The organism is Ruegeria marisrubri, assembly GCF_001507595.1.
Lineage (GTDB): Bacteria > Pseudomonadota > Alphaproteobacteria > Rhodobacterales > Rhodobacteraceae > Ruegeria > Ruegeria marisrubri.
In genome coordinates, this window is sequence record NZ_LQBQ01000034.1 from 78,212 (window position 1) to 90,683 (window position 12,472).

At 64.1% G+C, this 12,472-nt stretch carries 11 protein-coding genes; 4 read left to right on the top strand and 7 right to left on the bottom strand.

Going from position 1 to position 12,472, the window contains the following annotated elements:
* Positions 1 to 9: 9 nt before the first annotated feature.
* The 3 genes from AVO45_RS12925 to AVO45_RS12935 form a co-directional block, all read right to left on the bottom strand.
* Positions 10 to 1,578, bottom strand: a complete 1,569-nt coding sequence (locus tag AVO45_RS12925; RefSeq protein WP_068347578.1) for a Re/Si-specific NAD(P)(+) transhydrogenase subunit alpha — start codon at positions 1,576 to 1,578, stop codon at positions 10 to 12.
* Positions 1,579 to 1,711: 133 nt separating this feature from the next.
* Positions 1,712 to 2,161, bottom strand: a complete 450-nt coding sequence (locus tag AVO45_RS12930; protein ID WP_068347579.1) for a methyltransferase family protein — start codon at positions 2,159 to 2,161, stop codon at positions 1,712 to 1,714.
* Between the two features lie 170 nt (positions 2,162 to 2,331).
* Positions 2,332 to 3,273, bottom strand: a complete 942-nt coding sequence (locus tag AVO45_RS12935; RefSeq protein WP_099045732.1) for an MBL fold metallo-hydrolase — start codon at positions 3,271 to 3,273, stop codon at positions 2,332 to 2,334.
* A gap of 131 nt (positions 3,274 to 3,404) precedes the next feature.
* Between AVO45_RS12935 and AVO45_RS12940 the strand changes: the two genes are divergently transcribed.
* The gene (locus tag AVO45_RS12940; protein WP_068347584.1) at positions 3,405 to 4,157 is read left to right on the top strand and encodes an SDR family NAD(P)-dependent oxidoreductase; all 753 of its coding nucleotides are present in this window, start codon (positions 3,405 to 3,407) and stop codon (positions 4,155 to 4,157) included.
* A 96-nt stretch (positions 4,158 to 4,253) separates the two neighbouring features.
* Entirely contained in the window at positions 4,254 to 5,447 is a 1,194-nt protein-coding gene (gene kynU / locus AVO45_RS12945; protein WP_068347586.1) for a kynureninase, read from the top strand.
* Here the strand turns inward: kynU and AVO45_RS12950 are convergent.
* Positions 5,440 to 6,018 (bottom strand): TetR/AcrR family transcriptional regulator, encoded by a 579-nt coding sequence (locus AVO45_RS12950; protein WP_068347587.1) that lies wholly within the window; start codon positions 6,016 to 6,018, stop codon positions 5,440 to 5,442. The two genes, kynU and AVO45_RS12950, sit on opposite strands and share 8 nt — an antisense overlap.
* A gap of 101 nt (positions 6,019 to 6,119) precedes the next feature.
* Here AVO45_RS12950 and AVO45_RS12955 point away from each other — a divergent pair, with 101 nt between their 5' ends.
* Positions 6,120 to 6,584 (top strand): (2Fe-2S)-binding protein, encoded by a 465-nt coding sequence (locus AVO45_RS12955; RefSeq protein WP_068347589.1) that lies wholly within the window; start codon positions 6,120 to 6,122, stop codon positions 6,582 to 6,584.
* A 3-nt stretch (positions 6,585 to 6,587) separates the two neighbouring features.
* Entirely contained in the window at positions 6,588 to 8,828 is a 2,241-nt protein-coding gene (locus tag AVO45_RS12960) for a xanthine dehydrogenase family protein molybdopterin-binding subunit (RefSeq protein ID WP_068347591.1), read from the top strand.
* Positions 8,829 to 8,879: 51 nt separating this feature from the next.
* Here the strand turns inward: AVO45_RS12960 and AVO45_RS12965 are convergent, their stop codons facing one another.
* The 3 genes from AVO45_RS12965 to AVO45_RS12975 all read right to left on the bottom strand — a co-directional run bounded on the left by AVO45_RS12965 (position 8,880) and on the right by AVO45_RS12975 (position 12,437).
* Complete coding sequence (locus tag AVO45_RS12965; protein WP_068348051.1) at positions 8,880 to 9,659, bottom strand: gamma-glutamyl-gamma-aminobutyrate hydrolase family protein; 780 nt, start codon at positions 9,657 to 9,659, stop codon at positions 8,880 to 8,882.
* A gap of 148 nt (positions 9,660 to 9,807) precedes the next feature.
* Positions 9,808 to 10,233 carry a GlcG/HbpS family heme-binding protein gene (locus AVO45_RS12970; RefSeq protein ID WP_068347593.1) on the bottom strand — a complete coding sequence of 142 codons (426 nt, stop codon included), beginning with the start codon at positions 10,231 to 10,233 and terminating at the stop codon, positions 9,808 to 9,810.
* A gap of 65 nt (positions 10,234 to 10,298) precedes the next feature.
* A complete protein-coding gene (locus AVO45_RS12975; RefSeq protein WP_068347595.1) occupies positions 10,299 to 12,437 on the bottom strand; it encodes a malate synthase G in 2,139 nt (712 codons plus the stop codon).
* Positions 12,438 to 12,472: the final 35 nt, after the last annotated feature.

The window sequence follows — 12,472 nt, forward strand, 5'->3', positions numbered from 1 at the left end:
CCGGCCTCCTTACGATTTCTGGAACATGGCGAGCATGCGCCGGGTTACGAGGAATCCGCCGAAGATGTTGATCCCGGCCATGAAGACGGACACAGCCGCCAGCAGGATCACCAGCCACGAGCCCGACCCGATCTGCATGAGCGCACCGAGAATGATGATCGACGAGATCGCGTTGGTCACGGCCATCAGCGGCGTGTGCAGGCTGTGCGAGACGTTCCAGATCACCTGGAAGCCCACGAAGACCGCCAGCACGAACACGATGAAGTGCTGCATGAAGCTGGCCGGAGCCACGGCGCCGACGAGCATCATCGCCACGGCGCCAACCGTCAGCAGGGTCACCTGCTGTTTGGTCTGCGCCTTGAACTCGGCAATCTCCTGCGCCCGCTTTTCTTCGGGCGTCAGTTCCTTGGCCTCTTTCTTTGGCTTGGCCGCGATGGCCTGCACCTTGGGCGGTGGTGGCGGGAAGGTGATCTCGCCCTGATAGGTCACGGTCGCGCCGCGGATCACGTCGTCTTCCATGTCATGAACGATCTGCCCGTCCTTGTTCGGCGTCAGATCGGTCATCATGTGACGGATGTTCGTGGCATAGAGCGACGAGGCCTGCGCCGCCATCCGGCTGGGGAAGTCGGTGTAGCCGATGATGGTCACGCCGTTGTCGGTGACGATCTTTTCGTCCGCCACGGTCAGCTTGCAGTTGCCGCCCTTCTCGGCGGCCAGGTCCACGATGACCGAACCGCGCTTCATCGACTGGACCATGTCCTCGGTCCACAGTTCGGGCGCCTCGCGGTTGGGGATCAGGGCCGTGGTGATGACGATGTCCATCTCGGGCGCCATCTCGCGGAACTTGGCCAGCTGCGCCTCGCGGAACTCGGGGCTGGACGGCTTGGCATAACCGCCGGTTTCGGCGCCGTCCTGGTCGTCCTGGAAATCCAGATAGACGAACTCGGCGCCCATGGATTCAACCTGCTCGGCCACTTCGGGGCGCACGTCAAAGGCATAGACCACCGCGCCCAGGCTGACGGCCGTGCCGATTGCGGCAAGACCGGCCACGCCGGCCCCCACGACCAGAACCTTGGCCGGAGGCACCTTGCCCGCGGCAGTGACCTGGCCGGTGAAGAAACGGCCGAAATTGTTGCCCGCCTCGATCACGGCACGGTAACCGGCGATGTTGGCCATCGAAGACAGCGCGTCCATCTTCTGGGCGCGGCTGATGCGCGGCACCATCTCCATCGCGATGACGTTGGCGCCCTTGGACTTGGCCAGTTCCAGCCCTTCTTCGTTGCCCGCAGGGTTGAAGAACGAGATCAGCGTCTTGCCCTTGGTCAGACGCTTGAGCTCGGTCTCGGTGGGCGGACGGACCTTGGCGATGATATCCGCCGCTTTCCACAGCGCCGCCGCGGTCTTGACGATCTCGACACCTGCCGCCTCGTAAGCCTCGTCCGAGAAACCGGCGGCCGCGCCTGCGCCGGCTTCAATGGCGCAGTCATAGCCCAGTTTCTGCAACTGCAACGCCGAGTCCGGTGTCATCGCGACCCGGTTCTCGCCTTTGAATACTTCCTTTGGTGTCCCTATTTTCACCAGTCGGGTCCCCCATTCTATTTCGTTCAGATGTGCCCGAACGATGGTATTAGTTGCAAAGCAAAGATGTATCCTGCGCAACATTATTTCGCAAGCGCAGCATTTGCAACGTTAGGTCACTACGACGTTCCTCCTATAGCCAACGGCGGGTCTTGCGTTCGTAGCGCGCGAAATCTGCCCTGAAGGTGCGGCGCAAGCGGTCCTCTTCGGGCAGGATGAATCGCCGTTCCAGCACCCAGACGAAGATCGGGATCAGGACCAGCGACAGGACGGCGTCCATGCGCAGGACCAGGCCTGTCAGGATCAGAACGTCGCCCAGATAGATCGGATTTCGGCTGCGTTTGTAGATACCGGTCTGCACCATGGCCGTCGGCGTCTCATGCGGCACGATCGTGGTGCGGTGGCGGCGGAACTCGACCGCGGCGAGGATCAGCAACAGGATACCTCCACCGATCAGCAGGCCGGACAGCAGGTCGGTAACGGCCCCCTCCAGCGACAACCCCAACGACAGGTAGCGCGATTGCAGCCAGGCCAGAACTGCAAACCCCACCAGCCAGACCGGAGGAATGTCAACGAGGCGCATGGGCAGCCCCCATCAGCAGCAAGCATGAAGCCAGGCTCTTCATGGCAAAATTCCTAGCCAAGTTCCCTTTTCTTGGCAAAAGCTACATCCCTCTCCGCGATGAAATGCCCCACGGAGTTGCAACCTGACGCCCTCGGGGCCTCCCGGAGTGCACAGCCTGCCCGCCTCCGTTACTCCCACTCCATTTCCTCGAAGACGCGCCCGGCATTCTTGGTCGCCAGTTCCTCGAACGTGTCGAGATGGGCCCATCTCGACTGGTCCACGTAATAGGCGCTTGCCAGATCGCCCCCCTCGTCGATATGCGCGCCGATTTTCTCGCGGAGATCCTTGAGATAGTCGAGCGTATAGCGCCGGACCTGCGCGAAATTGGTCGGATGGCCATGGCCGGGGATCACATAGGTCGGTGCGATGGGCTCCAGCTTGGTTTCCCAGGTCTCGATCCAGCAGCTGGTGCAGGTATGCTCGAAGATCGGCAGCATCCGCTCGTGAAAGGCGATGTCGCCGGTGATCATGATGTCCCATTGCGGGATCCATACCTGCAGGTCTCCGGGATCATGCGCGGGACCCAGATGCAGCACCTTGATTTCGACACCGCCCAGCGTGACCGTGTATTCGTCCTCGAAGGTCAGGTTGGCATGTTCGACCCGCGTGCCCTCGGCCCGGTCCTTGTTGTAGCGTTCCATGCCCTGCAGGATGAAGTCGCCATTCTCGGTGGTTTCCGCAACCGCATCGACATGGGCCAGGATGTCCACCCCCTGATCGCGCCAATACCCGTTGCCGAGCATCGCGTGCCCCTGCCCGTTTTCGTTAATGACCAGAACGACGGGCTGGTCGGTGACCTTCTTGATCTCGTCATGCAGCGCGGCGGCCAGACGACTGGAAGCGCCGGAATTGATGACCACGACACCTTCATCCGTCACGATGAAGGACAGGTTGTTGTTGTGCCCCGCATTCTCATAGGTCGGCGGCGCGGTCGCTCCGATTGCCGAAAAGACATGCGGGATCACTTCGACCGGCTTTGAATACAGCTCTGACGCGGGATACTGGTCCGCGATATCCTCGCTGGCCAAGGCCTGCGTCGCGACAATTGCCACGGCGGCTGCGACTGTCATTCTACGGATCATTTTTGCTCCACCCTGAATTACATATTCGCATTTATGCATTATTTCTGACGTGACGGGACGGCGCGTCTTGTCACAGGGCGCAAGACCTATAGGGTTCGGGTCAACAGGGAGGTGCAGCAATGACATTGACAGGAAAACACGCGCTCGTCACCGGCGGCGGCACGGGAATCGGATTGGCAATCGCACGCGCATTGGCCGACGAAGGCGCGACCGTGACGATCACCGGCCGCCGCCAAGAGGTTCTGGACGAGGTCGCGACCGACCGCATCACCGGAATGGTCATGGATGTCCGCGACGAAGAGAATGTCGTTTCCGGTATCGCCGCCGCGGTGCAGGCGCGCGGACCGATCCAGATCTGCGTGGCCAATGCCGGCATCGCCATCGGCAAGACGCTGCAAAAGACCGAGATGCCATTCTGGCGCGACATCATGGCGACCAATCTGGACGGCGCCTTTCTGACCATCCGCGAAAGCCTGCGGTCGATGCTGGAAACCGATTGGGGTCGGGTGATCTCGGTCGCCTCGATCGCTGGCCTGCGTGGCGCGCCGGGCGCCGGGGCCTACGCGGCCTCGAAGCACGGGCTGATCGGGCTGACCCGCAGCTATTCCGAGGAATTCATGGGCAAACCCTACACCTTCAACGCCCTCTGCCCCGGCTATGTCGATACCCCCATCGTCGAGCGCAACATCACCTCGATCTCGCAGCGCGCAGGAATCAGCCAGGAGGATGCGCTCAAGGCGATGGTGAGCCAGAACCGCCACAAGCGTCTGATCGCGCCGGAAGAGGTCGCCGCCGCCGCGCTGTGGCTGGTGCGCCCCGGCTCGCAGAGCATCAACGGCCAATGCATCGAGATCGCGGGCGGACAGACCTGAGCGCCTATCCGCCGCTTCACTATCGCTGGACAAAGGCCCGGCACGCAGGTATGCCGGGCCTTAATTCTTCAAGCCTAAAATAAATGCGGGGCCACGATGACCGATTTTGCCGCCACCAAGGCGATGTTCGATCTTCCTGAGGGTGTCCTCTATCTCGATGGAAATTCGCTGGGCCCACTGCCACATGCCGCCAAGGCGCGGGTGCAAAACATGATGGCCGATGAATGGGGCGAGATGCTGATCACCGGCTGGAACAAGGCCGGCTGGATGGGGATGCCTACGGAACTGGGCGACCGGATCGGCAAGCTGATCGGCGCCGAACCCGGAACCACCGTGGTCGGCGACACCTTGTCGATCAAGGTCTATCAGGCGGTCGCCTCGGCGCTCGAACTCAACCCCGGTCGCAAGGTGGTCCTGTCGGACAACGGCAATTTCCCCACCGACCTCTACATGGTGGACGGGCTGCTGCGCTCGCTGGGCGAGGATTACGAGCTGCGGGTCGTGGACCCCGAGGCGGTGGCCAACAACATCACCGACGAGGTCGCCGTGCTGATGCTGACCGAGGTCGATTACCGCACCGGCCGCAAGCACGACATGAAGGCGCTGACCGAACTTGCGCACGCCAGGGGCGCACTAACGGTCTGGGACCTGGCCCATTCGGCGGGCGCGATTCCGGTGGATCTGGCCGGATGCAACGCCGATTTCGCCGTCGGCTGCACCTACAAGTATCTCAACGGCGGCCCCGGCGCACCTGCTTTCATCTATGTGGCGCCTCGCTGGGCCGACAGCGCGCGTCCGGCCCTGTCGGGCTGGCTTGGGCACGAGGCCCCCTTTGCCTTCGATCTCGACTATCGCCCCGGCGCGGGCATCGAGCGCATGCGCGTCGGCACGCCGCCGGTGATCCAGATGACCGCGCTGGCCGCGGCGATGGATGTGTGGGACATGGCCGACATGGGCGATGTGCGCGCCCGGTCCATCGCCCTGACCGAGCAGTTCATCCAGCAGGTCGAGGCCACCTGCCCCGATCTGGAACTGGCCAGCCCCCGCGACCCCGCAATGCGCGGCAGTCAGGTCTCGTTCCGGTTTGCCGACGGGTACGCGGCGATGCAGGCCCTGATCGCGCGCGGCGTGATCGGGGATTTCCGCGCGCCCGACATCATGCGCTTTGGGTTCACGCCGCTGTATATCGACGAAGGGGACGTGACGCGCTCCGTCGAGATTCTGGGCGACATCATGCAGAACCGTTTGTGGGACAGGCCGGAATACAAGGTCCGGCAGCGGGTTACCTGACCTCGAGCCCTGAACCGATCAGCGCGGCCAGCTGCGCGATGCGCCGCTCGAACTCCTCGGCGTTCGAGGCGGTCATCTTGACGCCCTTCAGCGTGGCGGTGATGGTCCGCGCCGTCTCGGCCGGACCGTCGGGCAGGCGCACGCGCCCTGCCGCCAGTTCGCGCGTCAGCCATTCGGCATAGAGGTCCGCCAGCGCCGCCTCGCCCTCGGCCACGATGTCGGCGGCGGTGGACTTGCTGGTATCCAGCATCTCAAGCCCATGCGGCGAGGCCAGAATGGCTGCCATTCCGGCGATCTGGGCGTCAATCGCCCGCATCAGGATCTCGGGCACCGTACCGCCGCCCTGCAGCGCCTGCGCCACCGCCGCGACCTTCTCGGCGTAATGCGCCTGCGTCAAGCTGCGGACGATGGCATTCTTGTTCTTGTAGTGCAGGTACAGCGCCGGGCGGGACATGCCCGCACCGCGCGCTATGTCATCCATCGAGGTCTTGCGGAACCCATAGGTGGAAAAGGCCTGAAACGCTGAATCCAGGATCGCCTTCTGACGCGGATCGATATTTGCATCTTTCATGAAATGACCCGTGACATTTTTTGTTGAATTTGTCAATTGACACCGTGACATTTTCAGATCATTTTGTCAGCAGCGAAACGCAACAACAAACGAGATCCGCCATGGCAACCTCAGTGACCATCAACGGCAAGACGCATCAGGTCGATCTTCCGGACGACGTGCCCCTGTTGTGGGTTCTTCGGGACGAGATCGGGCTGACCGGCACCAAGTTCGGCTGCGGGGTCGCCGCCTGCGGGGCCTGCACGGTTCACATCGACGGTGAAGCGGTTCGGTCGTGCCAGGTCCCTCTGTCCGACGTCTGGGGCGAGGTGACGACGATCGAGGGCATCGGCTCGCCCGAGGCGATGTCGACGGTCCAGCAGGCCTGGGTCGATCATCAGGTCGCGCAATGCGGCTATTGCCAGTCGGGCCAGATCATGCAGGCCGCCGCGCTGCTGGCCGAAAACCCGGCCCCCACGGATGCCGAGATCGACGAGGCGATGCAGGGCAACCTGTGCCGCTGTGGCACCTACCCCCGCATCCGCGCCGCGATCCACGACGCCGCCGCCAAGATGAAGGAGGCCTGATCCATGGCCAGCATCGGAAAAATCCTGCGCCGCACTTTCCTGATCGGGTCCGCCGCCATCGTCGGCGGCGTCGCCTTCGGCGTCTATTACGTCAACCGCCCCGCCAAGAACCCGCTGAAGCCGGGCGACGGCGAAGCGGCCCTGAATCCCTTCATCCTGATCGACCAGAACGGAGTGACCCTGTTTGCGCCGCGCGCCGAGATGGGCCAGGGCGTGAAAACCACCTGGGCCGCCCTGATCGCCGAGGAATTGGACGTGGATCTGGATCAGGTCACCGTTCTGCACGGGCCTGCTGCGGCGGCCTATTACAACTCGGCCTTGATCGGCGAGAGCCTGCCCAACAAGGGCTATGACGTCTCGGACTTCCAGCACAATCTGGGCGAGGCACTGGGCGTGATCGGCAAGGTGCTCAGCCTGCAGGTCACCGGCGGATCGACCTCGATGAAGGACGGGTTCGAGCGGATGCGCGCGGCCGGCGCCTCGGCCCGCGAGACATTGAAACAGGCTGCGGCCGAGCGTCTGGGTGTCGACCGGGGCCAGTTGAAAACCGCTTCGGGCCACGTCATCGCGCCCGACGGCACCAAGATCGCCTATACCGAACTGGCCGCCGTTGTGGCGCGGATGGAGCCGATCGAGGCGCCCCTGCGCGACCCGTCCGAGTGGCGCTATCTGGGCCGGACCCTGCCGCGTCTGGACATGGTGGAAAAGGCCACCGGCACCGCCCAGTTCGGTGTTGACGTGCGCCTTCCGGGCATGAAATTTGCCAGCGTCCGGATGAACCCCAGGCTGGGCGGCCAGATGAACGGCTTTGACGACAGCGCCGCCCGCGCGATGCCGGGCGTCGAAAAGATCGTCGATCTGGGCAATGGCGTCGCGGTGATCGCCACCAACACCTGGCTCGCGAACAAGGCGGTCGAAGCGATCGAGGTCGATTGGGGCGAGGCCCCCTATCCACCGGAAACCGACGCCATCTTTGCCGAGATCGCCAAGGCCTTCGACACGGACCCGAACTCGACCATGCGCGATGACGGCGATGCCAGCACCGTCCCCGAAGGCGCAACCGTGATCGAGGCCGAATACACCGTCCCCTACCTGGCCCACGCCACAATGGAACCGATGAACGCCACCGCGCTGTTCACCGGCGACGCCTTGGAACTGTGGTGCGGCAACCAGGCGCCCACGCTGATCCAGTTCCGCGTTGCCAACACCGCGGGTCTGGACACCGAAGCCGTCCAAATCCACACCACCTATCTGGGCGGCGGGTTTGGTCGCCGCGGAGAGTTGGATTTCGGCGAAATCGCAACCAAGGTGGCCATGGCGGTGCCCGGCACTCCGGTCCAGACGATCTGGAGCCGCGAAGAGGATATGCGTCACGACTACTACCGTCCTGGTGCGATGGCGCGGATGCGCGGTGCGGTTCAGGATGGCAAAGCAGTGCTGATCGACGGTGCGGTTGCCGCGCAATCCTGCACGCAGCAAGCCGTCGAGCGCTATACCGGAATGCCCGGCGCCGGTCCCGACAAGGTGCTGGTCGAAGGGTTCTTCAACCAGCCCTACGCGGTGCCCAACTATCGCATGAGCGGCCACATCGCCGATCTGAAGATCCCGGTGGGCTTCTGGCGCTCGGTCGGAAACAGCCACAACGGTTTCTTCCACGAGACCTTCATCGACGAGATGGCCCATGCCGCCGGCCGCGACCCGCTGGAGTTCCGGCTGGAGCTGGCGCGCGACGAACACGCGCCCTCGGCCGGGTGCCTTGAGGCGGTGCGCGACATGTCCGGCTGGACGGGCAAGACCCCCGATGGCGTGGGGCGCGGCGTGGCCCTGACCTACAGCTTCGGCACCCCCGTCGCGCAGGTGATCGAGGTCGTGGACGAAGACGGCACCATCCGCATCAGCAAGGCCTGGATCGCCTGCGACATGGGGCTGGCGCTGGACCCCGAAAACGTCAAGGCGCAGATGTTCGGCGGCATGATGTACGGTCTGTCGGCGGCCTGCTACGGCGAGATCACCTTTGCCGATGGCGAGGTCGAGCAGATGAACTTCCCCGATTACGACGCACTGCGCATGCACACCGCGCCGCAGGTCGAGGTGCAGGTGCTGGAAACCAACCGCTTCATGGGCGGCGCGGGCGAGCCCGGCACGCCGCCCTCGATGCCGGCGCTTGGCAACGCGCTGTTCGATCTGACCGGCAAACGCGCGCGCACGCTGCCGCTGAACAAGAGCTTCAACCTGCTGGTCTGACAAGAAAAGGCCCGCCCCCTTCGGGCGGGCCTTTGCCCCAAGCCTGACACTTCAGGCCGTTTTCTGAAGAAACCTGGCTTGCCGGCCTTCGGCCCAATCCCGCACCGCTTCCCCAAAGGCTGTGAACAGCGGGCGCGAGACCGGATCATTGGCGGCGTCCCACTCCGGGTGCCACTGAACCGACAGGGTGAACCCGGGCGCATCCTTGACATAGATGGCTTCGGGCGTGCCGTCGGGCGCATGGCCGTCAACGACGATCCCCTGACCGGGTGTCTTGATGCCCTGCCCGTGCAGCGTGTTGGTCATGACCTCGCGCGATCCGAACAGGCGGTGAAACACCCCGTCTTCGCTCAGCGTCACCACATGGCGCAACGCGAATTTCTCTTCCAGCGAGCCATCCGGCGGCATCCGGTGATTCATCCGTCCCGGCAACTCCCGTATCTCGGGATAGAGCGTGCCGCCCAGCGCCACGTTCACCTCCTGAAAGCCGCGGCAGATCCCCAGAAAGGGCTGGCCGCGTTCGACGCAGGCGCGGACCAGCGGCAAGGTGATCGCATCGCGGGCACGGTCGAAGTCGCCATGCGCCTCGGTCTCGGCCTCCCCATATTCCTCGGGGTGCACGTTCGGGCGTCCGCCCGTCAGCAGGAAACCGTCGCAGACCTCCAGCAATTCCTTGACCGAAACGAAACGCGGATCGGCCGGCACCAGCAGGGGCAGACAGCCCGACACGTTCGCAACCGCGTCCGAGTTCATGGTGCCCCCGGCGTGGGTCGGGTATTCATCGTTGATAAGGTACGAATTGCCGATAATACCGACCACCGGACGAGACATCATGCTTCCTTTGCTGTTTGCGTGGATTTCCGACGACGTTACTCCCACCGCCGGGACCCTGCAACAATGCACACTCTGCGTAGCAGCGCAGGCGCGTGTTCAATGCCACACAGAAATCGTTGTTCATCCCGCTGGTCTTGGCGCAGTGTCAAATCTCGCCAGCCAACCCCGCAGCCTCGATCCCGGCCATGGCCGCCGCCGCGTCATTGTCAGAGGTGTCCCCGGTGACCCCGACAGCACCGATCACCGCGCCTTTCCTGTCGCGCAGCAGCACGCCCCCCGGAACCGGCACGACCTGACCGCCATAAACCCCGTTCACGGCGGCCATGAAATAGGCCTGTCCCTCGGCCCGCTGCATCTGCGCCGTCCCCGCCATGCCCAGCATGACCGAACCATAGGCCTTGCCATGCGCGATCGCGAAACGGCCGGGCGCGGCGCCATCTTCGCGCTCGAAGGCGATGACATGGCCGCCGGCGTCCAGAACCACCACCGAGAGCGGCTTCAGCTCCATCTCGCGCCCTTTTTCCAGCGTCTTGCGAATGATCGTCCGTGCCTTGCGCAGCGAAATGCCCATGCCTGCCCCCTTTCAGCGGGTTTCAAGATTCAAAAAAGGCGCGGGGAACACCCCCGCGCCCTGTCTTATGCGCCCAGAGAGGCCTTCAACTCAAGCCGCCGCGCATGCAGAACCGGCTCGGTATAGCCCGAGGGCTGCACCCGCCCCTTGAACACCAGGTCGCAGGCCGCCTGGAAGGCGATGCCGTCGAAGGTGGGCGCCATGGGCCGATAGGCCGGGTCGCCGGCATTCTGGCGATCCACAACCGCCGCCATCTTGCGCATCGCCGCCATGACGCGGCCTTCATCCACCACGCCGTGATGCAGCCAGTTCGCCAGCGCCTGACTGGAGATCCGACAGGTGGCGCGGTCTTCCATCAGACCGATATCGTTGATGTCCGGCACCTTGGAACAGCCGATGCCCTGGTCGATCCACCGCACGACATAGCCCAGGATGCCCTGCGCATTGTTCTCGACCTCGCGGGTGATCTCGTCGTCGCCCAAGTTGCGCCCGCCCAGCAGCGGGATCGTCAACAGGTCGGCCAGCGTGCCGCGCGGGCCTCCGGCGGCGATCTCCTTCTGCCGCGCCAGAACATCCACCTTGTGATAATGCGTCGCGTGCAGGGTCGCGGCCGTGGGCGACGGCACCCAGGCGCAATTGGCCCCCGACATGGGATGGCCGATCTTGGCCTCCAGCATGTCGGCCATCCGGTCCGGCATGGCCCACATGCCCTTGCCGATCTGGGCCTTGCCCTGCAAGCCGCAGGCCAGCCCGATATCCACGTTCCGGTCTTCGTAGGACAGGATCCAGGGCGTGTTCTTCATGTCGCCCTTGGGCAGCATCGGCCCGGCCTCCATCGAGGTGTGGATCTCGTCCCCCGTCCGGTCGAGGAACCCGGTGTTGATGAAGGCCACCCGCGATTTCGCCGCCCGGATGCATTCCTTGAGGTTCACCGAGGTCCGGCGTTCCTCATCCATGATGCCCAGTTTCACGGTATTGCGCGGCAGGCCCAGAATATCCTCGACCATGTCGAAGATCTGGACCGAGAACGCCACTTCCTCGGGCCCGTGCATCTTGGGCTTGACCACGTAGACCGAGCCGTGGACCGAGTTGCCGCCCTCGCGCTGCAGGTCATGCATGGCGATCAGCGTGGTGCACAGCGCATCCATCAGCCCCTCGCCGATCTCGTTGCCCTCGGAATCCAGCACGGCAGGGTTGGTCATCAGGTGCCCCACATTGCGCACCAGCATCAGCGACCGGCCCTTGAGGCTGCCGGTCGATCCGTCGGCGGCGGTATAGCTGAGATCACCGGACAGTTTGCGGGTGAAGGTCGTGCCGTCCTTGGTCACTTCTTCGGTCAGATCACCCTTCATCAGGCCCAGCCAGTTGCCATAGGCGACGACCTTGTCCTCGGCATCGACACAGGCCACCGAGTCCTCGCAATCCATGATGGTGGACAGCGCGGATTCGAGCCGGACATCGGCAATGCCGGCCGGGTCCGACGCGCCGATCGCGCTGGTCGGGTCGATCATGATCTGGATGTGCAGGCCGTGGTTTTTCAGCAGCACGAAGGACGGACTGTCAGCGTCACCGCCAAAGCCCACGAACTTGCCCGGATCGGCCAGGGCGGGAACCAGCGCGCCGTTCTCGACCTTCAGGCCCGTCGCATCCGCCCATGCGCCCTCGGCCAGCGGTGCGGCCTCGTCCAGAAACGCTTTGGCCCACGCAATCACCCGCGCGCCGCGCGCCGCGTCATAGCCGCCGCCCTGAGGAAGATCCCCCATCGCATCCGTGCCGTAAAGCGCATCATACAGGCTGCCCCAGCGGGCGTTCGCCGCGTTCAGGGCAAAGCGGGCATTGGTGATCGGCACAACCAGCTGCGGCCCGGGAATGGCCGCGATTTCGGGGTCCACGTTTTCTGTTTCGACGCAGAAATCCGGCCCCTCGTCGACCAGATAGCCGATCTCGCGCAGGAACGCCTCGTAAGCAACCGGGTCATGTTCTTGGCCCCTGCGGGCCAGATGCCAAGCGTCGATCTGGCTCTGGATCTTTTCGCGTTTCGCAAGCAACTCGCGGTTCCTCGGCCCCAGTTCCGCGACCATGCGCGCCAGCCCGGCCCAGAAGGCAGACGCCTCGACACCGGTGCCCGGCAGCGCCCGTGCCTCGATGAACTCCGCCAACTGCGGATCTACCTGCAGCCCGCCACGAATTTCCCTGCCACTCATCTTCGACTTCTCCCGCATTTGTGTGCCGCTGTATG